Annotated in this window: 29 protein-coding genes and 1 tRNA gene; 14 read left to right on the top strand and 16 right to left on the bottom strand. The window is 63.2% G+C overall.

The annotated features are described in order from the left end of the window. Window positions 1–351 precede the first annotated feature (351 nt). The 10 genes from lpxC to AB6M95_RS15575 form a co-directional block, all read right to left on the bottom strand. Window positions 352–1,269, bottom strand: coding sequence for a UDP-3-O-acyl-N-acetylglucosamine deacetylase (lpxC, locus tag AB6M95_RS15620; RefSeq protein WP_371387679.1), 918 nt, complete (start codon window positions 1,267–1,269; stop codon window positions 352–354). A 181-nt stretch (window positions 1,270–1,450) separates the two neighbouring features. Next, window positions 1,451–2,302 carry a peptide chain release factor N(5)-glutamine methyltransferase gene (gene prmC / locus AB6M95_RS15615; RefSeq protein WP_371387678.1) on the bottom strand — a complete coding sequence of 284 codons (852 nt, stop codon included), beginning with the start codon at window positions 2,300–2,302 and terminating at the stop codon, window positions 1,451–1,453. Window positions 2,303–2,324: 22 nt separating this feature from the next. Next, a complete protein-coding gene (gene prfA / locus AB6M95_RS15610; protein ID WP_371387677.1) occupies window positions 2,325–3,392 on the bottom strand; it encodes a peptide chain release factor 1 in 1,068 nt (355 codons plus the stop codon). Between the two features lie 2 nt (window positions 3,393–3,394). After that, the gene (locus AB6M95_RS15605) at window positions 3,395–4,321 is read right to left on the bottom strand and encodes a DUF1385 domain-containing protein (protein WP_371387676.1); all 927 of its coding nucleotides are present in this window, start codon (window positions 4,319–4,321) and stop codon (window positions 3,395–3,397) included. A 199-nt stretch (window positions 4,322–4,520) separates the two neighbouring features. Next, window positions 4,521–4,748 carry a 50S ribosomal protein L31 gene (gene rpmE, locus AB6M95_RS15600; RefSeq protein ID WP_319585044.1) on the bottom strand — a complete coding sequence of 76 codons (228 nt, stop codon included), beginning with the start codon at window positions 4,746–4,748 and terminating at the stop codon, window positions 4,521–4,523. Between the two features lie 180 nt (window positions 4,749–4,928). Then, the gene (locus AB6M95_RS15595; protein WP_014321317.1) at window positions 4,929–5,246 is read right to left on the bottom strand and encodes a TusE/DsrC/DsvC family sulfur relay protein; all 318 of its coding nucleotides are present in this window, start codon (window positions 5,244–5,246) and stop codon (window positions 4,929–4,931) included. 211 nt (window positions 5,247–5,457) lie between these two features. Next, window positions 5,458–7,185, bottom strand: a complete 1,728-nt coding sequence (locus AB6M95_RS15590; RefSeq protein ID WP_371387675.1) for a YcaO-like family protein — start codon at window positions 7,183–7,185, stop codon at window positions 5,458–5,460. Then, entirely contained in the window at window positions 7,182–7,907 is a 726-nt protein-coding gene (locus AB6M95_RS15585; RefSeq protein WP_371387674.1) for a class I SAM-dependent methyltransferase, read from the bottom strand. The genes AB6M95_RS15590 and AB6M95_RS15585 overlap by 4 nt, the downstream gene beginning before the upstream one ends. A 43-nt stretch (window positions 7,908–7,950) precedes the next feature. Beyond that, a complete protein-coding gene (locus AB6M95_RS15580) occupies window positions 7,951–8,760 on the bottom strand; it encodes a Tim44 domain-containing protein (protein ID WP_371387673.1) in 810 nt (269 codons plus the stop codon). A gap of 35 nt (window positions 8,761–8,795) precedes the next feature. Beyond that, window positions 8,796–9,194 (bottom strand): response regulator, encoded by a 399-nt coding sequence (locus AB6M95_RS15575; RefSeq protein WP_371387672.1) that lies wholly within the window; start codon window positions 9,192–9,194, stop codon window positions 8,796–8,798. Window positions 9,195–9,380: 186 nt separating this feature from the next. Between AB6M95_RS15575 and AB6M95_RS15570 the strand changes: the two genes are divergently transcribed. From AB6M95_RS15570 to AB6M95_RS15555, 4 genes are all read left to right on the top strand, one after another. Beyond that, complete coding sequence (locus tag AB6M95_RS15570; RefSeq protein ID WP_371387671.1) at window positions 9,381–9,710, top strand: SHOCT domain-containing protein; 330 nt, start codon at window positions 9,381–9,383, stop codon at window positions 9,708–9,710. A gap of 2 nt (window positions 9,711–9,712) precedes the next feature. Continuing rightward, the gene (locus AB6M95_RS15565; RefSeq protein ID WP_371387670.1) at window positions 9,713–10,501 is read left to right on the top strand and encodes an HD domain-containing protein; all 789 of its coding nucleotides are present in this window, start codon (window positions 9,713–9,715) and stop codon (window positions 10,499–10,501) included. A gap of 17 nt (window positions 10,502–10,518) precedes the next feature. Then, window positions 10,519–11,301, top strand: a complete 783-nt coding sequence (locus AB6M95_RS15560) for a sterol desaturase family protein (protein WP_371387669.1) — start codon at window positions 10,519–10,521, stop codon at window positions 11,299–11,301. Window positions 11,302–11,376: 75 nt separating this feature from the next. Further along, complete coding sequence (locus tag AB6M95_RS15555; protein ID WP_371387668.1) at window positions 11,377–12,285, top strand: NAD(P)/FAD-dependent oxidoreductase; 909 nt, start codon at window positions 11,377–11,379, stop codon at window positions 12,283–12,285. Window positions 12,286–12,295: 10 nt separating this feature from the next. Here AB6M95_RS15555 and AB6M95_RS15550 read toward each other — a convergent pair whose 3' ends face one another. Then, entirely contained in the window at window positions 12,296–12,925 is a 630-nt protein-coding gene (locus AB6M95_RS15550) for a PilZ domain-containing protein (protein WP_371387667.1), read from the bottom strand. A gap of 65 nt (window positions 12,926–12,990) precedes the next feature. Between AB6M95_RS15550 and AB6M95_RS15545 the strand changes: the two genes are divergently transcribed. From AB6M95_RS15545 to AB6M95_RS15500, 10 genes are all read left to right on the top strand, one after another. Next, window positions 12,991–13,278, top strand: a complete 288-nt coding sequence (locus tag AB6M95_RS15545) for a potassium:proton antiporter (RefSeq protein ID WP_371387666.1) — start codon at window positions 12,991–12,993, stop codon at window positions 13,276–13,278. A gap of 127 nt (window positions 13,279–13,405) precedes the next feature. After that, window positions 13,406–14,146, top strand: a complete 741-nt coding sequence (locus AB6M95_RS15540) for a cytochrome c3 family protein (protein WP_371387665.1) — start codon at window positions 13,406–13,408, stop codon at window positions 14,144–14,146. A gap of 14 nt (window positions 14,147–14,160) precedes the next feature. Next, window positions 14,161–15,366, top strand: a complete 1,206-nt coding sequence (locus AB6M95_RS15535; protein WP_371387664.1) for an electron transporter RnfC — start codon at window positions 14,161–14,163, stop codon at window positions 15,364–15,366. Then, on the top strand, window positions 15,360–16,340 hold the full coding sequence (locus AB6M95_RS15530) for an RnfABCDGE type electron transport complex subunit D (protein ID WP_371387663.1): 981 nt from the start codon (window positions 15,360–15,362) through the stop codon (window positions 16,338–16,340). Before AB6M95_RS15535 ends, AB6M95_RS15530 begins: the two co-directional genes overlap by 7 nt. Then, complete coding sequence (gene rnfG / locus AB6M95_RS15525) at window positions 16,341–16,919, top strand: RnfABCDGE type electron transport complex subunit G (RefSeq protein WP_371387662.1); 579 nt, start codon at window positions 16,341–16,343, stop codon at window positions 16,917–16,919. It abuts the gene before it with no gap. 14 nt (window positions 16,920–16,933) lie between these two features. Then, the gene (gene rsxE / locus AB6M95_RS15520; RefSeq protein WP_371387661.1) at window positions 16,934–17,611 is read left to right on the top strand and encodes an electron transport complex subunit RsxE; all 678 of its coding nucleotides are present in this window, start codon (window positions 16,934–16,936) and stop codon (window positions 17,609–17,611) included. A gap of 2 nt (window positions 17,612–17,613) precedes the next feature. Beyond that, window positions 17,614–18,123, top strand: a complete 510-nt coding sequence (locus tag AB6M95_RS15515; protein WP_371387660.1) for a DUF2059 domain-containing protein — start codon at window positions 17,614–17,616, stop codon at window positions 18,121–18,123. After that, window positions 18,124–18,699, top strand: coding sequence for an electron transport complex protein RnfA (locus AB6M95_RS15510; RefSeq protein ID WP_371387659.1), 576 nt, complete (start codon window positions 18,124–18,126; stop codon window positions 18,697–18,699). A 141-nt stretch (window positions 18,700–18,840) separates the two neighbouring features. Next, complete coding sequence (locus tag AB6M95_RS15505; RefSeq protein WP_371387658.1) at window positions 18,841–20,943, top strand: FAD-dependent oxidoreductase; 2,103 nt, start codon at window positions 18,841–18,843, stop codon at window positions 20,941–20,943. Window positions 20,944–21,019: 76 nt separating this feature from the next. Continuing rightward, window positions 21,020–21,096: transfer RNA gene (locus tag AB6M95_RS15500), tRNA-Val, on the top strand. A gap of 83 nt (window positions 21,097–21,179) precedes the next feature. On the opposite strand, the gene AB6M95_RS15495 is transcribed toward AB6M95_RS15500, so the two are convergent. The 5 genes from AB6M95_RS15495 to AB6M95_RS15475 form a co-directional block, all read right to left on the bottom strand. Beyond that, a complete protein-coding gene (locus AB6M95_RS15495; protein WP_371387657.1) occupies window positions 21,180–22,160 on the bottom strand; it encodes a tyrosine-type recombinase/integrase in 981 nt (326 codons plus the stop codon). 529 nt (window positions 22,161–22,689) lie between these two features. Further along, a complete protein-coding gene (locus AB6M95_RS15490) occupies window positions 22,690–23,535 on the bottom strand; it encodes a tyrosine-type recombinase/integrase (RefSeq protein WP_371387656.1) in 846 nt (281 codons plus the stop codon). 58 nt (window positions 23,536–23,593) lie between these two features. Then, a complete protein-coding gene (locus AB6M95_RS15485) occupies window positions 23,594–23,860 on the bottom strand; it encodes a hypothetical protein (protein ID WP_371387655.1) in 267 nt (88 codons plus the stop codon). A gap of 119 nt (window positions 23,861–23,979) precedes the next feature. Further along, window positions 23,980–24,204, bottom strand: a complete 225-nt coding sequence (locus tag AB6M95_RS15480; protein WP_371387654.1) for a hypothetical protein — start codon at window positions 24,202–24,204, stop codon at window positions 23,980–23,982. 33 nt (window positions 24,205–24,237) lie between these two features. After that, window positions 24,238–24,549: a hypothetical protein gene (locus tag AB6M95_RS15475; protein WP_371387653.1), complete on the bottom strand. Its 312-nt coding sequence runs from the start codon at window positions 24,547–24,549 to the stop codon at window positions 24,238–24,240. Window positions 24,550–24,689 lie beyond the last annotated feature (140 nt).

Below are 24,689 nucleotides of genomic sequence, written 5' to 3'. Positions count from 1 at the left end.
AGGGGAGAGGGAACCCCTTTGAAAAGGGCTTTCCTCTCCCCTTCCCCCGGACCCCCATCCCCTCTCCTTTCCTAAACTTTTTGGATGCACATGCGCGCGGGCGGAGGGGCGAAACAAAGTCCTGCCTCAATTATTGCGCATGGCTGGATGAGACGATGTGGTAAGAAGGAAACACAGATCATCGCAGCCGCATGCGTCCGCGAAGCGAACCAAAAAGTTCTGGAGATTCTTAAGAACCTCTTTCAAGAGGTTCTTAAGCCGTCGGAGACGCCCCGCCGGCGAGGCGTCCCACAGGCCACAAAAAAGCCCGCCTGGCGGCGGGCTTTTTTGTGGCCTTGCGAGTACTGAAACCTAAGCCACGGCGGTAGCGGGCTGGAGCTGCTCGCGCGCGGGAGATTCCTTGACGGCGGGAGCGCCTTGGACGGTCTCCTTGAGATAGAGGTCCCGGTTCTCGTCCAGATGGCGAAGGAAGGCGTTGTTCAGGGCATGTCCCGAGGCGAAGACCTCGAAGTGCCCCTGGAGACGCGCGCCGAAGGTGGCGATGTCGCCGACGAAGTCGAGCATCTTGTGACGCACGAACTCGTCCTCGAAACGCAGCCCTTCGGCATTGAGGATGTTGTACTCATCCAGGACGACCGCATTGTCCAGGGAACCGCCCAGGGCCAGGCCATTGGCGTGCAGATAATCGACTTCCTTGAGAAAACCGAAGGTGCGGGCCTTGGCGAGATGCTGGGTGAAATTCTCGGGGGTGATTTCCATGGACATGTGCTGGCGGCCGATGAGCGGATGGGCGAACTCGATGGTGTAGTCCACGCGAAGGCCGTCGTACGGGCGGGCCTTGATGTACTTGCCGTCCTGCTCGAATTCCACGGCCTTCTTGAAGGTCAGGACCTTGCGGGGCTTGTTCAGGGTCCGGACGCCCGCCTGCTTGAGCAGGTAGACGAAGGAGGCGGCGCTGCCGTCCATGATGGGCACTTCCCTGCCCGTGACTTCGATGTGGATGTTGTCGATGCCCATGCCGTTGATGGAGGCGAGCAGGTGTTCGACGGTGGCCACGGTCTCGCGGCCGTCCCCCAGCACCGTTGCCAGGCTGGTCTCGACGACCAGGGACGGGGCGGGAGTGAGGAAGGTGGACCCGGTTCCGTCGCGTAGCGAAAACAGGATGCCGGTGTCCTCCGCTGCGGGCCGAAGGACCAGATCCACCTGCTTGCCGCTGTGGAGTCCGATTCCGGTGCAACGTACTGATCTATGTATGGTTGTCTGAGACATTATTCCTCCGGTTGATTAACCAGTCACTAAATAGCAAGAACAATGCCATGGACAAAAATTCTCTTAACCATCTGTTTTCCATGAACATTAACTGTCACACCCTGCTAAAACACGTGTTGCATTCCAGCAACTCTTTGTTTTTTTACAACAAGGATGGACGGGAGGTGTTGCATTTCTACGATTATTTTTTTCGCACCGACAGCACGCGATCGTACCCGGCGAGGTCCTTTTGAACCCCAACCTCTTCGAATAGTGCGTATTTATCAAGAATGATACTTGTTATCATTTTTGCCTGATCGTAACCAATCTCCATGAAGAACCGGCCTCCGGGCTTGAGCATGGCGGCCACGCCGGGGAGCATGGCCCGGATGTGGGCGAGGCCTTCCGGACCGCTGACCAGCGCGCCGGTCGGTTCGAATCCGGTGACCTCGTGGCTGGCGGCGGCGAACTCGGGTTCGCTGACGTAGGGAGGGTTGGAGACCACAAGGTCGAATGCCCCGTCCAAGGTCTCCCGAGTGAAATCCGCCTGGATAAAATCAAGCCTGTCCGCCACGTTATGGGCACGCGCGTTGCTCTTGGCCACGTCCAGGGCCTCGGGGCTGATGTCCACGGCCACGCCGCAGGCCTTGGGAAAGAGCACGGCGATGGTCACGGCCAGGATGCCGGACCCGGTGCCGAGATCGGCGAAACGGAAGGCCCGGTCCGTGGAAAAGGCAGCCTCCACCGCTTCCACGATGTGTTCGGTCTCTGGGCGTGGGATGAGCACAGCGGGCGAGACCGCGAAGTCAAGCCCGTAGAATTCCCTGGAACCCAGGATGTAGGCCACGGGTTCGCCCGCCTCGCGGCGCGTGACGAGGGCGTTTAGGGCGGCGTATTCGTCATCGGTGAGGCCCCTGCCCCGATCGAGGTACAGGGCCGGACGCGAGCAGCCCAACGCGTGGGCGGCCAGGAGCTCCGCGCTCAGACGAGGCGAATCCACGCCCAAAAGGCGGGACTCGCACTCCTTGAGCACGTCCTGAATATTGCGGGACACCGGGGCTCCTCGGCGGGAAGGGCTAGTCGCCCTGCCGCTTGAGCGCTTCGGACTGGAAATGGCTGATCAACGCTTCGGTCAGTTCCTGCAGTTCGCCCTCCATGATCTGGGGGAGCTTGTGCAGGGTCAGGTTGATGCGGTGATCGGACACGCGGCCCTGGGGATAGTTGTAGGTGCGGATGCGTTCGGACCGGTCGCCGGTGCCCACCTGGCTGCGCCGGGCGGCCTCTTCCTCGGCCTTGGCCTTGTCCTGCTCCATCTGCAGCAGACGGGAGCGCAGGACCTTCAACGCCTTGGCCTTGTTCTTGTGCTGGGACTTCTCGTCCTGGCAGATGACCACCAGACCGGAGGGGATGTGGGTCACGCGGATGGCCGAGTCCGTGGTGTTGACCGACTGGCCGCCGGGCCCGGAGGACCGGAACACGTCCACGCGCAGGTCTTCGGGGCGGATGTCCACGTCCACCTCTTCGGCCTCGGGCATGATGGCCACGGTCACGGCGGAAGTGTGGATGCGGCCCTGGGACTCGGTGGCCGGGACGCGCTGCACCCGGTGGGTGCCGGACTCGTACTTGAGCTTGCTGTAGACCTTGTCGCCAGAGATGGAGGCGATGACTTCTTTGTAGCCGCCGGAACCGGTGTGGTTGGAGCTCATCTCCTCGACCTTCCAGTGGTTTATCTCGGCGTAACGGGTGTACATGCGGTAGAGGTCGGCCGCAAAAAGGGCCGCCTCGTCGCCGCCGGTGCCGGCGCGGATCTCCAGGATGATGTTCTTCTCGTCCATGGGATCCTTGGGCAGCAGCAGGACCTTGAGCTCGTCCTCAAGTTCGGGAAGCTGCTCCTCGATCGCGTCAATCTCGGCCTTGGCCATTTCGCGGATGTCCAGATCGGAGTCGTTCATCATCTCGCGGTTGTCGTCGAGCTCCTGCGCAAGGACCTTGTACTTGCGGAAGACCTCGACCACTTCGCCCAGGTCGGCGTGGGCCTTGGAGACCTTCTTGTACCGTTCCTGGTCGTTGAAAATATCGGGCTGTGCAAGCTCCTGCTCCAACTCAACGTATTTCTCTTCTATCTCTTCAAGCTTGCCAAACATGATCAGCACTCCTCGGCGTTGACAGCGCACCGCAGGGCGGCGATGGCCACCTCAAGCTGGCTGTCGTCAGGTTCCTTGGTGGTCAGCATCTGCATCATCAACCCGGGCCAGCACATCAGCTTACACAGACCGTTCTTGCTGTACTTCCCGGCGAACTTGATCATCTCGTAGGCTATGCAACTCACAGGAATCATGAGAAAAAGTTTCATGCCGACGATATACAGATGTTTGACGATGAAATGCTCCGGCGAATAGAACGTCAGCAGCCAGGGCACCAGCACGGCGTAAAGCATGATGGACACCGCCAGGACGAACAGCAGAAAGGCGGTGCCGCAGCGCGGGTGCAGACGGCTGTAGAAGCGGCTCGAGGCCGGGGAGAGCTCCTTGCCCTCCTCCCAGGTCCAGATGACCTTGTGCTCGGCCCCGTGGTACTGAAAGACCCGGCGGATATCCGGGATGTAGGAAATGGCAAGGATGTAGCCGACGAAGACGATCATCTTGATCAGGCCGTCCCAGGCGTGGAAGCTCAAGGAGTCCACATCGCCGCCCAGGCCGAGCAGTTCCATGCCCACGGACAGGAAATGCGGCAGGACCACGAACAGACCGAGGGCCGCGCCGAGCGCCAGCACCATGGTCAGGATCAGGTGCCAGGTGGTCAGCTCGCCGCCGTCCTCCTCGTCGCCCTCTGCGGCCTGCATGGCGGAATAATTCAGGGCCTTGATGCCGTTGACCATGGTTTCCATGAGCACCGGAAAGCCGCGCAGGAAGGGCTTCTTGAGCAAGGGATGCCTGACCAGGGTGAACCACGGCCGGACATCGGTGACGATCTCGCCGTCCGCCTTGCGGATAGCGATGGCGAGTTTGTCCTTGGCGCGCATCATGACGCCTTCGATCACCGCCTGACCGCCCACTGCCTGGGGTGCGGCCATCGTCAAAATTCCTTGCAGTTTCAAACGGATACCCTCCGGTAAAGGAAACGCTCCAAGGGCGGCCCGCGCCATGTCCCGCATGGCTGGAGAATCGTGGATTCCCCGCCGATTGTAAAGCGCCGGATAAAACAATATGCCTCCGAAGGGTACAAGACCCCACCGAAGGCATATGGTCTCGGCTTGCGCCGAAAAAACTGAGCTACTTGGACTTGGCGGCCAGGCTGCTCAGATCGCCGTACTTCTTGCGGAAGCGGTCGATGCGGCCCGCGGTGTCCACGAAGCGCTGCTTACCGGTGTAGAAGGGATGGCAGTTGGAGCAGATTTCCACTTCGAACTCCTCACCCTTGGTGGTCAGCAGCTCGGCCTCGTAGCCGCAGTGGCAGCGAACTTTGGCCTTGTAAGTCTTGGGATGAATATCGTTTTTCATGACTATCTCCTGTCATTCTTTTTACGTGGAACTCGGTCTTATACGCACTGGCCCACCGCTTGGCAAGGGAAATTTTCCAGAATTCTCCGGGGGCTCGCCCCACCCTCCTGCCGGGCCGCACGGGCGCAAAAAAGGCGGGGGCCGAAGCTCCCGCCTTTGTCAGTCGAGTTCGGTCGAGAACTAGACGCAGCCGGTGGGCTTGGGCAGGCCGGCCATCTTACAGGCGCCTTTACCAGGTCCGGACGGGAACAGTTCGTAGATCTGCTTCAGCTTGAAGCCGGTGACCTTGGAGAGGATGCGCACCATGGGAGCGATGCCGTTCTTCTTGTAGTAATCCTGCAGGAAGTCGATGACTTTCTGATGGTCCTCGGAGATCTCCTTGATACCCTCGGATTCCTTCACGTATTCGACCCAAACAGGGGTCCAATCCTCAAATTTCTGCAGGAAGCCGTCTTCGTCAACTTCGAAAGAAGAGCCCTGGAATTCAACAACAGCCATTGTATCCTCCTAAGTGGATGTTTGTCTTGCTGTAGCCCCGGGAAACTCCCGGAGCGACCTTATCCAAATAAACAGCGATCCGCTGCTTAGCTGCAAATGAAAGATGCGGCTTAAAACCGTGGAGGGACATTACGTCGCCTCCCCAACCTTGTCAAGTACTCGGCACATTTCAATACGACAAAAAGAATCCCCAGACAATGCCTATAACAAACTAGGATTCCTCAAGTTCACGCAAATGCTCACGGGCATAATCCAAGGTGGGGTCCATGTCGAGGGCCGCCTTGAGATAATCCTCGGCCTCCTGGCGGTTGCCCATGAACTTGTGGCACAGGCCGAGGTTGGCCAGATCATGGGGCGAGCCGCTGTCGATGTCCAGAGACGCCTGGAAGTTCCCGGCCGCCTCGGCGTAGCGCCCAGCCTTGAAATGGGCCACGCCGCGCAGATTGAAGAACTCCCGGCATTCGTCGTCGAGCTCCACGGCCCGGTCGAGCAGGACCAGGGCGTCCTCCCACTCCTCCATCTGGGACAGGGCGTAGGCCTGATAGAAGACCGCCAGGCCGCGCTCGGCGTCGGCGGGCTGCAGGTCCACGGACTCCTCGAACTGGGCCGCCGCGTACAGCGGGTCGCCCATGCGCAAGGCGAGCAGCCCCCTGAAGAACGGCAGGAAGTAGGCGCCGGGATAGACCTCCTCGAGCACCTCCAGCCCTTCCAGGGCCTCGTCGAAATCTACGTCCTCGGCCAGGATGCGGCCCGCGAACAGGCCGATGGACCGGTGCGGGGTGCGCTCCCGGAAGTCGAATCCGGGCACGAAGTTGTAGTTGGCCGTGACCATCAGGTCCGGGTGCCGGGTGTCCACCGCGTACAGGGTGTCGCCCTTCTCGGACAATCCCCGGGCCAGGGCCATCAGTTCATTATAGATGTCCTCGTCTTCCACCGTGGGCAGGGAATCCAGGGAAACCACCTCGCCCTCTTTAAGCCACTCGATCTGGTCGAGTTCGGTGAACTTGGGCAGGCCCGAGGCCTCGTACACCCGACTGGTCTCGAAATCGCCTGCCAGCTGGGCCACCTCGGTCACGGCGCGGATGGCCGCCTTGACCGGCGAGGCAGCGGTTCCGGCGGTGAAGACGATCTCGCTCAGGGCCGGGAAGGTCTTGCGGTCCCAGGCCACGGCCGCCACCGTGGGCACCGGGTAACCCAGCGAGAAATCCTTGAGGATGATGTTCACGCCGTTGCGCTCGAAGCAGTCCAGCAGACGGCGCAGGACCGGATTGTCGCAGGAGGCCGGGTCGATGGTCGGGGCGACCCGCCGGGAGCGGTCGATGACCGCGCAGACGTGCCGCTCCACCAGTTCGCACGCCCCCTGAGCGATGGACTCCTCGAAGGTGTTTCCGGCGGACGATCCGTTGAATTCGTTGAGTTTCTTGAACCAGTCCAGGGGCACGTACTCGGTCCGGCCGGTGTGCACATTGAGCGCCGGGTGGAACTTCCAACGGATGAGGTCCATGAGCCGGACGGCCTTGTCCGGGTCGATCTCCTCGCCCACCGAACGGATGACCTGGCCGATGTCCATGACCTGGCCCGGCCACTTTGCCTGTGCCTCGGACCAGGTCAGTTCCGTGAAATTATCGGGATCGGCCCAGAAGCTGAAATAGGAGAAGCGCTCGACCAGCTCCATGAGGGCCGAGGCCTCGGCCTGCTCCGGGGACGCACCCTTGCCCATCTGCTTGCGCGTGGGCATGACTTCGCGGGCTTCGGGGCCGCACAGGCTGACGAACACCGGGATGCCGAGCCTACCTGTGTCCACCCGGTCGGTCTGGGCCAGGACGCCCTTGCACTTCTCGGCCAGGGCGGCCTTGACGCGGCGCACGGTGTCCACCGGGGAGCACGCCTTGTCCTGATCCGTGGTGAAGGATTTGGGACAGTTCTTGAGTTCGATCACGCGCCCTTCCTCTTCATGCGGAACATGTTGATGACGTTTTCCTCGCCGGTCTCGTTGTCCTTGTAGTTGGCGGCGGACTTCATCATGGCGAACATTCCGGCCGCCTTGTCGAAGAACTTCCTGCCCTGCCGTTTCTTGTCCATGGCCATGAGGACCTCGGCGGACGGGATTTCGGCCAGGTGGGCGTCGAGGAAGTCCACCAGCGGTTCGTACACGGCCTCCTCATAGAGGACCTCGCAGCCGATGATGTAGTCGAAACGCCGTCCCAGGGAGTCCTTGGTGAAATCGGCCCTGGCGATGGTCACCTTGTCCTCCAGGCCGTTCTTGAGGACGTTGATGCGGCTGAACAGCAGCGCGTAGGGCTCCAGGTCGGTCACGGTCACGTCGTGCCCCAGCGAGGCCATGACCATGCCGTTCACGGCGCAGCCCGCGCCCACCTCGAGGATGGAGCAGCCGGGCGCGAACGGGAACCGGGTCAGGGTATAGCCGAGCACCAGGCAGGACGGCCAGACCTTGGCCCACAGGGGCAGGGAGATCTTCTTGCCCCCCCGGGTCCGGTCCACCAGCTTGTCGAGGTACTTCTGCATCTGCTTGACCTGGAGCACCTCCAGGTTCCGGTCGCCGATGGTCACGGTCTCGAAGCCGACCTCGCCGAATTCCCTCACGGCGATGTCGATGAGCGCACCAATAGGCTGGTCCAGGTTGAAAACGGTATCCGCCATTTTTCCCTCCGGAAACGGAAAGCCTCTTTCGAGGCTTATGATTTTATTGATCTATTGAATTGATTTTTTCCAGGACCCACAGCCCGCCGGGCACGGTGTCGTCGCGGCCGAACTCCCACACGGTGCGGAGTTGGACCGGGCGGCCCTCCTCGCCCACGCGCAGCTGCGCGTCGTAGTGGACGGAGGCCACGGTCCGGCCGTTGGTCGAGTTCAGCTCCGTGAGCAGGGCCGAGACCAGCATGACCTCTGTGCGCGGGCGTTCCCCGGCGGCCACCGCGTCGCTGTAGACCTCGTCGGACAGAAAGTCGCGGAGAGCGTCAAGGTCGTCCTTGTCCCTCGCCTGCTGGAAGCGGGAAAAGAGGACCTTGGCCCCTTCCAGGAACTCGGCCTCGTCGAACCCGTCCGCACGCGCGGTCGCGCCCGTGGGCGTGGTGGGCGACGGCCTGTCCGTACCCTCGGAGCTGAGCATGTCCCAGGTGCGCCGGGCGGCCTCGTGCCGGTCCAGGGGCTGCGCCCGGGGCCGTTCAACGGGTTTGGCCGCATCGTCGGGGCCGGGTGCGGAGGGGTCCTCCTCGCCGGGTTTGGCGGGGTAATCGGGCTTGGACCAGCTTCCGGGCCGGGTCTTGTCGTCGCCGCCTCCGGACCGCCGCCGGAACATGCGGACCAGGAAATAGGCGATGAGCACCAGCAGCAGGATGTTCAGAACGGAACCGGTGCGGCTCGGGGCGGCCGCCTGCGCCAGGGCCGGAGTGGCCGAGAGCAGGACCAGGACGGGCGCGGACAGCCAAAGGGCCAGGCGGCCCATGGGACGACCGGTCGGACCGGACGCGTTCACGTAGTTGTCGTTGTGCATGGATGCTTCGTAAAACAAACTGGGCGGACAGGCAATCAATCGATGAGGGCCAGATTGCGCAGGATGGCGTACAGGCTCTCCACCTCGATGGGTTTGGGCAGGTAGGCCGCCGCGCCGCCCTTGTAATACGCCCGGACCACGGTCTTGGGATCGTTCAGGGCGGTGATCATGATGACCTTGGTCTCATTGGCGGCCGACACGCCCGCCTCCTGCTCCATGGCACGGATGTCCTTCAGGGCCTGGTGGCCGTCCTTGTTGGGCATCATGATGTCCATGCAGACCAGGTCGTAGGGACGGCCCTCGTCAAAGGCCTTGCGGAAGGCGTCCACGCACTCCACCCCGTCGGAGGCGGTGTCGCACTCGCCGAAATCGGACAGGAGCGCGGTCAGCAGCTTGCGGCTGGTGAATTCGTCTTCTACTATAAGGATACGCATTGATTCTCCTTCGCAGACACGAAATACACCACTCGGAGAAGGAATTCAACGGGTCGAAGAAATGAAGGACGCATTATATAACGCCTTCACAGGCTCTTCGCCCCTCGGACCGGGGCTTGCCCTGGAGCCGATTGCCACGTAGGAACAGGGCCACGGCGAACCACGCCGAACCGGAGGAACAATCACATGGACTTTTCACATATCCCCGCCTTCCTCGGCGGTTTCTTCGATTTCATGGACAGCCCCCAGTGGCGCGCCTGGCCGTTCAACGCCGGGTACGGGGAACATATCCTGCCCGCCGTGGCCCGGCTGCTCTTCGTCACCCTGATCATGGGCGTGATTCTGCTCTTCCTCCGGCTGCTCTTCGGTCCCGGCGGCCCGCTGCGGGACAAGGAACTTGAGGAGGAGGCCCGCCGGGAAACCGAGCGGGAACGGGCCGAACTCAAGGAACGGCTCGAAAAGGGCGACATATCCGAGTCCGAGTACCGGATCGGGATGAAGAGGCTCAAGGACTGATCATGACCCTGTCCGCACACAAAGAACTGGTCAGGGAGTTCGCCGAGGGGCACCTCACCGGCGAGACGAAAAACGATTACCACATCCGCCTGAAGCTCGACCACTCCATGCGCGTCCTGGACAACGGACTTGAGATCATCGGGGACGAGGGCATCACCGGACACGACGGCGAACTGGCGGCCATGGCCTGCCTGTATCACGACATCGGGCGGTTCCCGCAGTTCGCGCGCTGGGGGACCTTCAAGGACGTGGACTCCGTCAACCACGGACGCATGGGCGTGCTGACCCTGCGCCGCCTCGACCTGCCCGGCGGGTTCACCGACCACGAGTGGCGGCTGATCAAGGCCGCCGTGGGCCTGCACAACGCCAAGAACGTCAATCCCCGCATAAAGGACCCCGTGGCCGCCATGGTCAAGGTCACCCGCGACGCGGACAAGATCGATATCTTCGCCGTGATCCTCGACCACCTGTCCCACCCCGACTCGCCGGACAAGGAGGTCATCCTCCAGCTCGAAAAACACCCCACGCGCTATACCCCGGCGGTCTTCGATGCGATCATGTCCGGCGGTTCCTGCGACTACGGCCTGCTCAGATACGACAAAGACTTCCTGCTGCTCCTCACGGGCTGGATCTTCTCCCTGAACTACGGGACCTCGGCCCGGCTGCTGCTCGAACGCGGCCTGGTGGCCCGGACCTTCGAACTGCTGCCCGGGACCGACGAGATAAAGCGGCTCGAGAAAAAGGTCTTCAGGCACCTGGAGGCCAAGGAAACGGCCCGCCCCGGAAGGTAAACAGCCAAGGAGGCGCTGTGACCACGGAAACCCTGCTTCGGCTCGGATCGTTCCTGGCCATCCTCATCGCCATGGGGACGGCGGAAACTCTCTGGCCCCGGCGCGCATTGTCCACCGGCAAGGCCCGCCGCTGGTTCGCCAACCTGTCCGTGGCCTTTCTCGCCTCCATCCTGACCCGGCTGCTCATTCCGCTTCTCCCCGCCGCCGTGGCCGTCTATTGCCGGACCCACGAGATCGGCCTGCTCCACCTCGTCCCCCCGCCGCCGGTCGCGGCCTGGATTCTTTCCGTGCTCGTCCTGGACATGGCTATCTACTGGCAGCACGTCCTCTTCCACCGGTGGCGCCGGCTCTGGCGAGTTCACCGCATGCACCACGCGGACCTGGACATCGACGCCTCCACCGGCATCCGCTTCCACCCCATCGAAATCATCCTGTCCATGCTCATCAAGCTGGCCGTGGTCCTGGTCCTGGGCCCGCCCGCCGGGGCCGTGATCCTGTTCGAGATCCTGCTCAACGGGTGCGCCCTGTTCAACCACGCCAATGTGCGCATCCCGCCGCATGTGGACCGGGTCCTGCGCCTCTTCCTGGTCACCCCGGACCAGCACCGGGTGCACCACTCGACGGACATGCGCGAGGCCAACATGAACTTCGGCTTCAACTTCCCCTGGTGGGACCGCATGTTCCGGACCTACAAGGCCCAGCCCGACCTGGGCCACGAGGGCATGCACATCGGCCTGAACATCTTCCGCGAGCGCGAGTACGGCAGGCTGACCCGCATGCTGGCCATCCCGTTCCTCTAGGGACCGCTTTACATCCTCCTGAGAGTGGTTATCCTTTTCGGTAACGCACTCCCCATCCGAACACAGGAGAATCCCATGTCCGATACACTCTACGACGTCGTCATCCTCGGCTCCGGCCCCGGCGGGCTCCAGGCTGCCATCCACGCATCCCGCAAAAAGGCCAGGACCCTGATGCTCGGCCGCATCGACAACTCCAGCCTGTACTGGGCCCATGTCGAGAACTACTGCTGCCAGATCAAGATATCCGGCGAGGAAATCCTGAAGAAGGGCCGCGACCAGGCCGAGAGCTTCGGGGCCGAGTTCCGGGACGAGGACGTCCTGGCCATCGAACCCGACGGCAAGCTCTTTTCGCTGAAGCTCGAATCCGGCGACACGGTCCGGGCCAAGAGCATCATCCTGGCCACCGGGTCCAGCCGCAACAAGCTGGGCGTGCCCGGCGAAAAGAAACTGCTCGGCAAGGGCGTGAGCTACTGCGTGGACTGCGACGCGGGCTTCTACCGCAACGAGGTGGTGGCCGTGGCCGGATGCCGTAGTGCCGCAGCGGGCGGGGCCGTGGCCCTGACCAGCTTCGCCAGCGAAGTGCACCTCTTCTGCGAGAAGCTGGACGTGAACGAAGGACTGCGCAGGCAGCTCGACGAGACTGGCGTTAAGGTCCACGAGGGGGTGTCCATCAAGGAGATCCGGGGCGAAAACGCGGTCTCCTCCGTGCTCCTGGACGACGGCTCCACCCAGGACGTCAGCGGCGTGTTCATCGAACAGGGCGCCAAGGGCGTGCTGGAGCTGACCGCCATGCTCGGCGTGCGGCTGGACGAAAACATGAAGTACATCGAGGCGGACAAGAAGCAGCGCACCAACGTGCCCGGCGTGTACGCCGCAGGCGACATCTGCGGTCCGCCCCTCCAGATGGCCAAGGCCGTGGGCGAGGGGTGCGTGGCGGGCATAGAAGCCGCCACCTACGCCAAGAAGCTCGAAATCGGCGAATAAAACGAACGGACTATAGCCTGGGGATGCGGCAGCAGACCTGGGCCTCGATGAAACCGGATATCCGCTTGCGGGCATCCGGTTCGTCGTTGTTGAAGCGCAACACCGCGTAGTGCGCGTGGTCCTTCATGAAGGACTTGAGCACGGTGCAGCCCACGGAAATCCCGTCCCCGGCCATGTCGAAGGGATGGAAGGTCAGGCGCACGGCCCCGCCCTTTGCCGAAGGGAACCCGCCCTCTCCGCCGTCCATGAACCGGACCCGGGTGCAACTGGCGGACATGTCCTCCAGCACGCCCCGGGCCGCGGATTGCCCGTTGACCACGAAGGCGGGGAACGAGCATGAGCAGCGCGGCTCGCTGCGCTCCTCGGCGTCGAAGACCTTTTCTGGAGCGGCCAGTTCGAGGATGGTGCGCGGCGAGTCCAGGGTGTTCAGCACGCGGGTGTTGAAGCCGAGCAGTTTGCCGTCGAAGGCGTAGCGGACCAGGGCGAAGGTGTCGGTTTCCAGCCGACGCGCGACCGCCTCGGGCACATCGGCGAAGACCAGCAGACGGCCGTCGGGTTCGAGCCCGGCCACCAGCCCGAGGAAGCGGTCTTCGAATGTGGAGACCTCCAGAATGATGCTGTCGCCGACGGCGATATCCATGCCACTCTCCCGTATTGTTCCACTAAAGCATGGCGCTTCGGGCCGCAATTATATATACGCTCCCCATGCTCAAAACACTCGGAATTCTCGCCTGGGGCGGATGCCTGCTGACCCTGGCCTGGCAGGGAGCGGCCTGGGCCGTCACAGGGTCCTGGCCTTCCATAACCCTCATGGACGTCTTCGGCAAACTGCTCGGCCTCGACCTGCTGACCCTGGCCCGGCAGTTCCCCCTGGATATCGCCGCCAAGGCGGCCTACGTGCTTTTCACTACGGAACTGACTCTTTTCCTCTGGTGGGCCGGAGTGGGCATGTTCGGTCTGATGTTCGCCCTCGGACTGCTTGGCCGGAAGTAAATTCGGCATTCGCTCTTTTCCGCCGGATGATGCCCGACGGAACCCAAAAACCCCTTTAGGGTATGGACTAAACCCCACGGTTTCAGCTACAAGTTTGTATTCCGCTCTAAATTGTGAGGTCGACCCATTGCAAAAACGGTATCTCCCCATCACCATCGCGACCGGCATCCTTTTTCTCGTCGCTCTGGGCGGCTACCTTGCTCCTGCAGGCTCACAGGGGCCTCCGGTCCGAGTTCTCCTGGAGAACAAGGGAGGCAAAGTCATCCTGAACCACGCAAGCCACATAGACGATCTCGACCGCCGCTGCGCGGACTGCCACCACACCTCGGGCAATGACCCGAACCCGCCCGCCTGCTCCTCCTGCCACGTGGCCAAATTCGGACAGCAGTTCGCGGCCGCCCATCAGGAGACCATGGACAAAAGGCAGTGCGCGTCCTGCCACCACGCCGGGGCGACCATCGCCAAATTCACCCACGACGCGCACGCCGACGACTACGCCTCCGGGGACTGTCAGACCTGCCACCACGGCGCGGACATCGAGCCCGAGCCGCAGGCCTGCTCCAACTGCCACACCGACGGGACCGACTCCCGCCCGAGCCTGCGCGACGCGGCCCACACGCGGTGCGCGGACTGCCACGACGACTTCTACAAAGAAGGCCCCGTCGGCTGCACCCGCTGCCACGCGCGCCAGACCGAACCGGCCGCCCCGGCGGATTACCGGGCATGCGCCGACTGCCACACCGAGCCCACGGACCAGTTGATCCCCACCACCATGGCCGCCTTCCACGCGCAGTGCCAGGGTTGCCACGAGAAGAACGGCTCCGGTCCGTACGGCGACGACGCCTGCTACCAATGCCATATGAAATAAGGGACCCCAGAATCATGAACGATTTCAACTTCAGCCTGCTGTGCGGCGAAACCGGGCCCCTGACCACGGCCTCCCGGCCGGACAGGCTGCGCCTTTCCCTGGAAGGCATGACCCCGGCCCTGGCCGTGGGCGACCAGGTCCTGACCGGCACGAAAGTGGCCGTGGGCAACGGCCCGGACAAGGGCGACCTGCACGCCCCCCTGGCCGGGACCATCCTCGAACTCGATCCCTACTCCATGCTCATCGAGGTGGACAACGGGGGCAAGGCCGCCCCCCATACGCCCTGTTCCGAGGGCGGCGCGCCGCTCAGGCAGTGGCTCAAGTCCATGGGCGTGGACGTGGGCGCCCTGTACAAGGCCCCCACCCTGATCCTCAACGGGGTTCCGCCCGAACCGGGCATCTCCGTGTTCGAGCCCCTGTTGCGCGACTACCGCAAGACCCTCGAACTGGGCCTGGAAACGGTCCAGAAGGTGGTCGAACCGGCCAAGATGTTCCTGGTGGCGGCCAAGGGCAACCGGGCCAACGCCTTCGCCAACTGCACCGTGGTCCACGTGGCTCCGGTCTATCCCAACGGGCTCGACCCGCTGGTCTACAAGACGGTCCTCAAGCGGGAGGTCCTGCCCGTCGCCCGGCCGGACGACGCCACCATCCTGTCGGTCAAGGATCTCTACGCCATCGGCCGGGTCATGGAGACGGGCCGCCCCCTGACCGAGACGGTAATGACCATCGGCGGGCAGAACCAGCTGGTCCGGGTGGGCACGCCCGTGGGGTTCCTGGCCGCCGAGGCCGGCGCCCAGATACAGCCCGGCGACCGCGCCGTGCTGGGCGGCCCCTTGCGCGGGCTGGCCGCGGCCAACCTGGAACAGGGCGTGGACAAGGACACCTACGGCCTGACCCTCATGCGCCGCGACGCGAGCCTGGAGACCACCGACGATTTCTGCCTCGGCTGCGGGGCGTGCGAGCGCCACTGCCCGGCCCGGATCATGCCCGGCATGATCAGCCGCTGCGCCGAATTCAAGCATTTCAAGCGGGCCGAGGCCTACCACATCCACTCCTGCATGGAGTGCGGGCTGTGCGGCTACTGGTGCACGGCCCGGCGTCCGCTGCTGCAATACATCCGCCTGGCCAAGTACGAGCTGGCCCTGCTGGCCGGGGCCCACGCACCGGCCGGACCCTCGGACGAAAAACTCAAGGAGCAGACCGGAGACTCGCCATGCTGAAGCCGCTCAATCCCATCCTGACCGTGGCCGTCCCGCCGCACGTGCACTGCGGCCGGTCCATCCGGCGCTACATGGTCGACACCCTGGTCGCGCTCATGCCCGCCGCCCTCATGGCCGTGGTCGTCTTCGGCATTGAGGCGCTCAGGGTCATGGCCCTGTCCTGCGCCGTGGCCGTGACCGCCGAGTTCCTGCTCAACCGGATCATGCGCCGCGAACAGTCCGTGGACGACTACAGCGCCCTGGTCACCGGCCTGCTGTTCGCCTTCCTGCTCCCGGCGTCCAGCCCGTGGTGGCTGGTGGTCGTCGGCTCGTCCGCCGCCATCGCCCTGGGCAAGATGATCTTCGGCGGACTGGGCGGCAGCCCGCTCTGTCCGGCCCTGGTGGGCTGGGCCGCGTGCCGCATCTCCTGGGGGAGCTACATGGACACCAACGCGACCATGCTCTCCTCCCACCTGGCCGCCCCCCTGCAGCAGCTCAAGTATTTCGGCCTGGACGCCATCGGCTCCATCCACTTCTCCGATCTGCTCCTGGGCAACCAGCTCGGCGGCCTGGGCGCCATGCACGTGGCCGCGCTGCTGGTGGGCGCCGCCTACCTGCTCCTGCGCGGGCACATCAAATGGGAGGTCCCGGCCGGATTCATCGGCGGCCTGCTGCTGACCGCCTGGGTCTACAGGTTCATGGACCCCACGGTCTACGCCCCGCCCCTGTTCCACCTGCTGGCGGGCGGCGCGGTCTTCGGAGCTTTCTTCCTGGCCACCGATCCGTCGTCCAGCCCCATCGGGCGGCTGCCTGCCGTCCTCTTCGGGCTCATGGCCGGGGCCATGGTCATCATCATCCGGGTGTACGGCATGTACCCCGACGGCGTGCCCTTCGCCATCCTGCTGACCAACCTGTTCACCCCGCTGCTGGACCGCATCCGGCCCAAGCCGTTCGGCGGTCCCTACTCCTTCCAAAGCGGCATGGAGGGCGTATAAATGAAGGAAATGATCAAGATGGTCCTGGTCCTGTCGCTCTTCTGCGGCCTGTCCGGCCTGACCCTGTCCACGGTACGCCGGGCCACGTCCGAGCGCATAGAGGAACAGGTCATGACCTACGTGCAGGGCCCGGCCCTGGCCGAGATATTCCACGGCTACGACAACAACCCGGTCAAGGACCGCAAGACCTTCGACCTGCCCGACGGCCCGGTGACCGTATTCCCGGCCATGAAGGGCGGCAAGCTCCTGGGCGTGGCCTTCGAGACCTTCGGCAAGGGGTTCGGCGGCCCGGTGGGCATCATGGTCGGCTTCAACACCGACGGCGCCACCCTGGTCGGCATCGGCACCACCACGCTCAAGGAAACGCCCGGCCTGGGCATGCGGCTGGCGGAACCCGAGTTCCGCGACCAGTTCCGGGGCCACAGCACCCAGTCCGTGGCCCTGACCAAGAACGGCGGCGACATCGCGGCCATCGCCGGGGCGACCATCTCGTCCACGGGCGGCGTGGCTGCGGTCAACCAGGCGATCAAAATTTTCCAACAGATCAAGGACAAGATCCACGCGACGTGGACCTCGTAAGCCAAGGCGGTCACATGAGCACATTGTGGAAGGAATTCTCGAAGGGGCTGTGGCAGGACCTGCCGCCCTTCAAACTGGTCCTGGGGCTGTGCCCCACCCTGGCCGTGACCAAGACCGCATACAACGGCTTCGGCATGGGCATGGCCGTCATCTTCGTCCTGGCCCTGTCCAACATGCTGATCTCCATGCTGCGCAAGGTCATCCCGTCCAAGGTGCGGATCGCCTGCTTCATCGTGGTGGCCGCCTCGCTGGTGGTCTGCGTCGAACTGCTCATGCAGGCCTATGCCTACCCGCTGTACCAGCAGCTCGGCATCTTCGTGCCGCTCATCGTGGTCAACTGCATCATCCTGGGCAGGGCCGAGGCCTTCGCCTCCAAGAACCCGGTCCTGCTGTCCGTGGCCGACGGCCTGGGCATGGGGATGGGCTTCACCCTGTCCCTGACCTTCCTGGGGTCCCTGCGCGAGCTGTTCGGCTACGGAACATGGTTCGGCATGCACGTCATGGGCGGCTGGTTCAAGCCCTTCGGCTTCATGGTCGAGGCCCCGGGTGCCTTCGTCTGCCTGGGCGTGCTGCTCACGGGCATGAACGCCCTGACCAATTGGCAACGGAAAACCAAGGGACTCGAGGCGATCCAGGGCCCGGTCCACGACTGCAAGACCTGCGGCATGTGCGCCGGCAAACCAAGGATGTAATCATGAAACGACTGTTCATACTCCCCCTCCTCGTCCTCTCCCTGGCCCTGGCGGCCACCCCGGCCCGGGCCGAACGCCCGACAGAAAACAGCCTGATGACCATGCTCAAGGCGTCGGGTTCCGTGGAAACGCTCCAGGCGATGATGTCCAAGCTCATCGCCAGGACCCAGATGCAGCTGCAGGCGCGCCTTCCCAACCTGCCGGAAAAGGCGTCCCAGATCGTAAACGAGGAATTGCACAACGGCGTCCAGTCCATGATCCGGGAGCTGCTCACCAAACAGATGGCCTTTTTCGCCGAGCACATGACCCAGAAGGATGTGGACGACCTCATCACCCTCTACAACTCCCCGGCCTGGAAAAAGCAGGTCGAGGTCTCCAGGCTGTACGTCTCCTCGGAGTACGGCAAGGTGTTGCGGGACGACGTCCCGCGCATGACCAAGGAGATCATCGCCCGGGTCCTCACCCGGCTGAAGGATGAGGGCTACATCAAGCAAAAGGACGCGGGTATCTAGATGGATTACTTCGTACTCGTCATCGCCGCCATCTTCGTCAACAACATCGTGTTGGCGCAGTACCTGGGCAACTGTCCGTTCATCGGCACGTCCAAGGAATCGGGCGTGGCGCTGGGCATGGGGCTGGCCGTGGTCTTCGTGGCCACCCTGGCCGCGGTCATCACCTGGTGCGTCCAGCAGTTCCTGCTCGCGCCCAACGATCTCGACTATCTCCAGACCATCGCCTTCATCCTGGTCATCGCCGCCCTGGTCCAGTTCGTGGAAATGTTCCTGAAAAAAGTCATCCCGCCCCTGTATAAATCGCTGGGCATCTTCCTGCCGCTGATCACCACCAACTGCGCTGTGCTCGGCATCGCCATCATCTGCCAGCGTGAGGAGTTCGGCCTGCTTGAGACCTTCCTCTTCTCCATGGCCTCGGGCGTAGGCTTCATGCTTGCGCTGGTGCTTTTGGCGGGCATCCGCGAGCGGCTGGACCTGTCCCGCGTCCCCATGGCCATGAAGGGCACTCCGCTGGGCCTGGTCATGGCCGGGCTCATGTCCCTGGCCTTCTTCGCCTTCAAGGGAATGGCCTCGTAGGAGCGTTGGAAATGTCTGATCGCCGCGCCGCCCGAAAAAACCGCCCCCTCGCGTACGCCGAGTCCGCTTCGGCCCCGGTTTTTTCCGCGCCCGGCACTCAAACCCTTTGCGCGCTCCCCGTGAAATCAGGAGTAAGATGAAATGATCACCGCTTCCGTACTGATCCTGCTCGGCATCGGGTTCACCTCCGCCGTCATCCTGGCGGTGGCCTCCAAGCTGCTCTACGTCTACGAGGACCCGCGCATCGCCCGGGTGGAGAGCGTGCTGGCCGGGGCCAACTGCGGCGGGTGCGGCTATCCTGGCTGCGCCGGGGCCGCCCAGGGCGTGGTCGAGGGCCGGGCCGGAGCCACGGTCTGCGTCATCGGCGGCGACGCCGTGGCCGAGAAGGTGGCCGCCATCATGGGGCTGGAATTCTCGTCCATGGAAAAACAGATCGCCTTCGTGGACTGCACCGGCGGCGTCCGGGCCGAGGAGGTCTACCGCTACGCCGGGGTCAAGGACTGCCGCGCCCAGCACATGCTCTACTCCGGCTCCAAGATGTGCCCCGAGGGGTGCCTCGGTTTCGGCACCTGCGTCACGGCCTGCCAGTTCGGGGCCATCGAGATGGGCCCCAACGGCTACCCCGTGGTGGACCCGAACCTGTGCACCGCCTGCGGCGGCTGCGAGCAGGTCTGCCCGCGCGGCGTGATCACCGTCTGGGGCATGACCGCGCGCATCACCCATTTGAACCTCGAGACCGACTGCCTGGCCCCGTGCCGCCAGCGCTGTCCGGGCCAGATCAACATCCCCCGCTACATCGAACAGGTCTCGCGTGGCGACTACGCCGGGGCCCTGGAGACCATCCGCGAACGCATCCCCATGCCCCTGTCCATCGGCCGGGTCTGTCCGCACCCCTGCGAGGGCGTCTGCCGCCGGGGCCACGTGGACGAACCGGTGGGCATCAACATGATAAAGCGGTTCGCGGCCGACTGGGAGATGAACTCCGGCACCCGGCTGCCCATTTCCTGCGCCCCGGACACCGGCCGCAAGGTGGCCGTGGTCGGCGGCGGCCCGGCAGGACTGTCCTGCGCCTTTTTCCTGCGCCGCCTGGGGCACAGCCCGACCATTTTCGAATCCATGCCCAAGCTGGGCGGCCAGCTGCGCTACGGCATCCCGGAATACCGGCTGCCCAAGGCCGTGCTGGACTGGGAGATTGAGGGAATTCTGGACTTGGGCGTCGACGTGCGCTTCGGGCAATTTTTCGGCAAGGACTTCACCCTGAGCACCCTGCGCGAGGAAGGCTTTGAAGCCGTGTTTCTCGGCATCGGCGCGTGGATGAACCTGAACCTGCGCATCGACAACGAGGATGCCGAGGGCGTGTCCACGGGCACCGAGTTCCTGACCAAGGTCGGCCTGGGCGTGGACACCGACACCGGCGGCAAGGTCGTGGTCGTGGGCGGCGGCAACACCGCCATCGACGCGGCCCGGACCAGCGTGCGCCTGGGCGCGGACGTGACGCTCATGTACCGCCGCACCCGCGACGAGATGCCCGCCAACATCGAGGAAATCGTCGGGGCCGAGGAGGAAGGCGTCAAATACCTCTTCCTGGCCGCGCCCACGCGCATCATCAAGGACGACGACGGCCGCGTGACCCACATCGAATACATCAAGATGGAGCTGGGCGAGCCCGACCAGTCCGGCCGCCGCCGCCCCATCCCCATCGACGGGTCCGAGACCCTGATCGAGGCGGACACCGTATACACGGCCATCGGCCAGAAGCCCGAGCTGTCCTGCCTGTACGAGGACGGCATCTGCCAGCTGGAGGAGACGCGCTGGCGCACTCTGGCCGCCGACCCCGACACCCTCCAGACGGCCCTGCCGCACGTCTTCACCGGCGGCGACATGCACACCGGCCCGGCCCTGGTCATCACCGCGCTGGGCGAGGGACGCAAGGCCGCCCGGTCCATCCACCAGTATCTCAACGGCGAGTCTCCACACGTGACCGAACGCACCCAGCGCGACATGATCCCCTACACCATGTTCACCGACGTGCCCAACGTGGGCTATCGCGAGCGGTCCGAGATGCCCCACCTGATAGAGTGCGACGAACGCTCCTGCACCTTCGGCGAGATCGAGGGCGCGCTCAGCGAGGAACAGGCCAAACACGAGACCTGCCGCTGCCTGCGCTGCGGCCTGACCTGCTACAACCGCGACCTGATCGACGGCCAGGAATGCACCAGCGGGGATTGCGTAAAAAATCAGTAAAAAAGGGTTGCCAAGCACAAGGCATGACGATATACAGTTTCTCCCTTGAGGCGATGTCCTCAAGCAAGACCAAAGTGGGCGATTAACTCAGCTGGTCAGAGTGCCATCTTCACACGGTGGAAGTCACAGGTTCAAATCCCGTATCGCCCACCAGCTATTTCAAAGTGTTAAGAGTCGAATCGTGAGGTAGTTTGCAACCTTACTCACCCTTTGACTCACCTTTTCAAAGCCTCCAGTTACTCGCTGGAGGCTTTTTTCATCTCCAGTATACGGCCGCCGAACGTCTGCTCCACGGCCTTGCGCGCGTCCTTCAGGCTATGAATGTAGCGCGCCGTTGTGGTCACCGACTTGTGCCGCAGGATCAGCTGGATCGTCGCCAGGGGCACGCCCGCCTTGTCGAGCATCGACGCGGTCAGGTGCCGTATGGCGTGAAAGCTGAACGCCTTCACCCCGGCCACGGCGCACATGTCGCGCACCATATCGTTGCCGTAGGCATACGGCTCGTCGGTCTTGGGGTTGATGAACACATGCTCCCGGAACCCCGTCTCCAGCCGCTGCTCCTTGAGCGCGGCCGCCAGCTGCTCGGTCATGGGTATCCAGTCGCCCTCCAGGCCGCTCGTCCTTTTGCGCGTCCACAGCCGGATCCGCTGCCCGGCGAAGTCCACGTCCGACCATCTCAGGTCAAACACCTCGCCCCGGCGCGCCCCGGTATGCAGATAGGCCAGCAGCATCCGCTTCCGGTGCGGCTGCGCCTCGGTCTCTCCGTTCAGCTTATGAAACGGCCTGCGCACCTGGTCGGCCATCTCGTAGACCTTCCAGAAGTCGGCTTCCGAAGGCACGTACTTGTCGCCCCGGTCGGCCTTGTACATCTCCACGTCCCAGGGGCAATCCCCCAGGACAATGCGCGACCGCTTGGCCCAGTTCCACAGCCGCACGATGTGCTTGCGAAACGTGTTCGCCCGGTGCCCGCTGCGCGTCTGGGCAATGTGGTCCAGGAACTCCCGGACCTTGTCGTGCTTCAGCTCGGCTACCGGCATGACGGGCGATACCCCCGGCCATGACAACAGCTCGGCAAAGGCCAGCGTCTTGTCATCGTAGGTCCCTTGGGCCACGCCCTTTGCCTTGAGCGCCAGCAGATGCTTTGTAATGAGGGTGTGCAAGGAGACCGCAGGGGTCCCCTCCTCCGAGAAGGATTCGATCAACTTCTGCTTGATCAACACCTCCCAATCTATCGCCGCCCGCTTGCTTGGCTGCCGCTTTTCCTTGCGGCGCCCGTCGGGCAGCAACACCCTTCCGAACCATTCCTTTCTTCCCGTCTTTCGGTTCCGACGTTGTATCGGCATCCGATCCTCCATTGCTGGTGGGTCTGAGCGCTTCCACTATGCTGTTTTCATAGAACTGCCACCGCCCCCCGATCTTGACTCCGCCGAGGTCGGCAGCATGCTTGTAAACCGAATCCACGGACAGGTCCAACGCCTCGGCCACCTCCCGGGCGCTGCAGCGACGTCCGAGCCTGTCCTGAAGAATATCCCGCAAGCCCATGGCCCTACCTCCCCACCGCCACCCAAGGGCACCCGTGGTAATGGAGCGGGCCAATATGAAATATGCGCCCGGCAATGGGAGCTTCCTCTTCGAGCCTCTCAACCCTCCGATTGTGCGCGTCCAGCGTGCTCACCATCTCATAATACAGTTCCATGACCTTTCTCCATCACACGGCGGGGAGCCGCCCGACTCCCCGCCGCTCGTTTACTGCATCCACCGCACCCGGTTGGCCTCGGTGGCTATCCTGTCCCTGGACACATCGGCGTAGATCATCGTCGTGGTCACGACGGAATGCCCGAGCAGCTTCATCAGCACGTAGATATCCCCGCCACTCTCGATATACCCGCAGGCATACGAATGGCGGAGGTTGTGCAGGTGTAGATGTCCGAGCCCGGCCTTTTCCAGCTCCAGCTTTACCCAGTGGGTCACGCTGTCCGGGTTCTTCCAGCGAGGGAACACCCGTTCGCCACCGCCCTCGAAAATACATTGCTCAACCAGGGTTTCATGGAACAAATCGTTGATCGGAAAGACCAGGTCGCGATGTATCTTGGTCACATGCACCACATACTCGCTGCGGTCCCAGTCGATGTCCTGCCAGCGCAGGTCCAGCAGTTCGCAGCGACGGCGCCCGGTGGCCAGGTAGGCGGTCACCAGCATCCGCTTCCCGTGATCCTCAATGCCCCGCACGAACGCGGCGCATTCCTCCAGGGGGATGTACTGCGGCGGCCGCTTGTAAATGCGCGGGGGCTTCAGGTTGGAGAACGGATTTTCGGTGATGTGGTCCCAGAGCATGGCCGTCTCAAAAGCCTTATGCAGGTGCCGATAGAGGTTGGTCGTGCTCGTCGCCTTGAGCCCGGCACGGGTGCACCGGGACATGAACTGGTCGCCGTCCTTGGGCCGGATGCGCACCAGGGGCGTGCGGTGCCCCACGGCATCGCCGAACTTGCGCAAGGCCAGGTCATCGGCCAGCGCGGTCGCCCGCATGACGACCCCCTGCCGATACTCGATGTATTCTTGCGCGAACTGGTCCAACGTGATCTCCTCAGTCATTTTAGATGCTCCTTGTTTGAGGTTTTCCCCTCCCCAAACACTGTGCATCTGCCGAAATTTATAATTCTTCCTGGCCGATCTCTTCCATGCAGCTCTCATCCGGCCTGCACGGCACGAAATGCCGAAATTTACCGCACCTGTCGTACCTTTCGCCGTGGTCCCACTCATGATCCTGGAACGGACACGCGGCCTTGATTTCCGCCTTGCGTTTGCATTCCTCGAGAAACCGCTCTCGTACGGCCCTGCACGCCGCCCGATAGTCGGGATCGACCCGGCCGCACATGTCGCACAGGCGGTCGTTGTTGTTGGCTCCAAAACACTGCATTGTCTTACTCGGTTGTATTCAAATACATTTTAAGCCAGGCCGGGGAATCGAACCCCGACAGCACAACACGGTCCATATGGACGTCCGGGCACCCGCCCCTGGCAGAATCTCATGTAGGTTTAGCTGCTCATCCTGGACGGCAAGTAGGTCAAACCAAACTCAACGAATTCTTCGGGGTTGATACCCGTCGCACCGGCTGCGCACGATATAAAGATGTCGCTCGCCAGATAATCTTTCAGATCCTCAGGCTTGGAGTCGCCAAGGTATCCCTCAATTTCAAGATACGAATCGAAAAAGCCTTCCATGGCTTCTTTTTTGGAGATCGTGATTACATCGGTTCCCATATTTCGCTCCTTATGCTGAGTAGTGCGTTCGAACTATTCGGAATCGCCGAAGAGTTCCCGTGCTTTCGCCGCGCGGGGATCGGACTCGACCCACGCCGGGTCACCGTCGGCCATGGCGTCGTAGAGGTCGCGGAGTGAGGCCCGCATCTCTTCGCACTTTCCCTTCCACTCCGTCCGGCCAGCGCAATGACCATCGGTGTATCCGTGTTGGTACAGTGCCGCGAGGTTGCCACGGACGTCTGTGGAGTTATGGCAGGCCTTGAACATGAGGCAGGCAGCGTAGGGGTGAAACTCACCGGCCTTTACCGGCATCCCGCACTCTTGGCATCTCGTCGTTTCGTCCATGTTTATTCCCTCCGATGATTCCCTATTTGGCGTCATTCTGTCCGGTGCACTCTTGCATTTGCCGGTAGAAGTCCATTGCCATGGGCTCGTCAGCGTAGAATGACCGCAGGTTGTTGTGGAGCATTGCGGCCACCTTCCCG

This window comes from Pseudodesulfovibrio karagichevae (genome assembly GCF_041414475.1).
In the GTDB taxonomy this organism is placed as follows: Bacteria; Desulfobacterota; Desulfovibrionia; order Desulfovibrionales; family Desulfovibrionaceae; genus Pseudodesulfovibrio; species Pseudodesulfovibrio karagichevae.
Note: the sequence above shows the minus strand (reverse complement) of the source record. Positions and strands in the feature narration are given on the sequence as shown.

Bases quoted from the DNA above. Each gene is read 5' to 3' on its own strand.
- AB6M95_RS15475 (WP_371387653.1), bottom strand. From the start codon at position 24,549: ATGGACGAAACGACGAGATGCCAAGAGTGCGGGATGCCGGTAAAGGCC.
- lpxC (WP_371387679.1), bottom strand. From the start codon at position 1,269: ATGTCTCAGACAACCATACATAGATCAGTACGTTGCACCGGAATCGGA.
- AB6M95_RS15555 (WP_371387668.1), top strand. From the start codon at position 11,377: ATGTCCGATACACTCTACGACGTCGTCATCCTCGGCTCCGGCCCCGGC.
- AB6M95_RS15550 (WP_371387667.1), bottom strand. From the start codon at position 12,925: ATGGATATCGCCGTCGGCGACAGCATCATTCTGGAGGTCTCCACATTC.
- AB6M95_RS15485 (WP_371387655.1), bottom strand. From the start codon at position 23,860: ATGCAGTGTTTTGGAGCCAACAACAACGACCGCCTGTGCGACATGTGC.
- AB6M95_RS15575 (WP_371387672.1), bottom strand. From the start codon at position 9,194: ATGCGTATCCTTATAGTAGAAGACGAATTCACCAGCCGCAAGCTGCTG.
- AB6M95_RS15530 (WP_371387663.1), top strand. From the start codon at position 15,360: ATGCTGAAGCCGCTCAATCCCATCCTGACCGTGGCCGTCCCGCCGCAC.
- prfA (WP_371387677.1), bottom strand. From the start codon at position 3,392: ATGTTTGGCAAGCTTGAAGAGATAGAAGAGAAATACGTTGAGTTGGAG.
- rnfG (WP_371387662.1), top strand. From the start codon at position 16,341: ATGAAGGAAATGATCAAGATGGTCCTGGTCCTGTCGCTCTTCTGCGGC.
- AB6M95_RS15515 (WP_371387660.1), top strand. From the start codon at position 17,614: ATGAAACGACTGTTCATACTCCCCCTCCTCGTCCTCTCCCTGGCCCTG.
- AB6M95_RS15480 (WP_371387654.1), bottom strand. From the start codon at position 24,204: ATGGGAACCGATGTAATCACGATCTCCAAAAAAGAAGCCATGGAAGGC.
- rpmE (WP_319585044.1), bottom strand. From the start codon at position 4,748: ATGAAAAACGATATTCATCCCAAGACTTACAAGGCCAAAGTTCGCTGC.
- AB6M95_RS15510 (WP_371387659.1), top strand. From the start codon at position 18,124: ATGGATTACTTCGTACTCGTCATCGCCGCCATCTTCGTCAACAACATC.
- AB6M95_RS15490 (WP_371387656.1), bottom strand. From the start codon at position 23,535: ATGACTGAGGAGATCACGTTGGACCAGTTCGCGCAAGAATACATCGAG.
- AB6M95_RS15565 (WP_371387670.1), top strand. From the start codon at position 9,713: ATGACCCTGTCCGCACACAAAGAACTGGTCAGGGAGTTCGCCGAGGGG.
- AB6M95_RS15570 (WP_371387671.1), top strand. From the start codon at position 9,381: ATGGACTTTTCACATATCCCCGCCTTCCTCGGCGGTTTCTTCGATTTC.
- AB6M95_RS15595 (WP_014321317.1), bottom strand. From the start codon at position 5,246: ATGGCTGTTGTTGAATTCCAGGGCTCTTCTTTCGAAGTTGACGAAGAC.
- AB6M95_RS15505 (WP_371387658.1), top strand. From the start codon at position 18,841: ATGATCACCGCTTCCGTACTGATCCTGCTCGGCATCGGGTTCACCTCC.
- AB6M95_RS15545 (WP_371387666.1), top strand. From the start codon at position 12,991: ATGCTCAAAACACTCGGAATTCTCGCCTGGGGCGGATGCCTGCTGACC.
- AB6M95_RS15605 (WP_371387676.1), bottom strand. From the start codon at position 4,321: ATGGCCGCACCCCAGGCAGTGGGCGGTCAGGCGGTGATCGAAGGCGTC.
- AB6M95_RS15535 (WP_371387664.1), top strand. From the start codon at position 14,161: ATGAACGATTTCAACTTCAGCCTGCTGTGCGGCGAAACCGGGCCCCTG.
- rsxE (WP_371387661.1), top strand. From the start codon at position 16,934: ATGAGCACATTGTGGAAGGAATTCTCGAAGGGGCTGTGGCAGGACCTG.
- AB6M95_RS15580 (WP_371387673.1), bottom strand. From the start codon at position 8,760: ATGCACAACGACAACTACGTGAACGCGTCCGGTCCGACCGGTCGTCCC.
- AB6M95_RS15585 (WP_371387674.1), bottom strand. From the start codon at position 7,907: ATGGCGGATACCGTTTTCAACCTGGACCAGCCTATTGGTGCGCTCATC.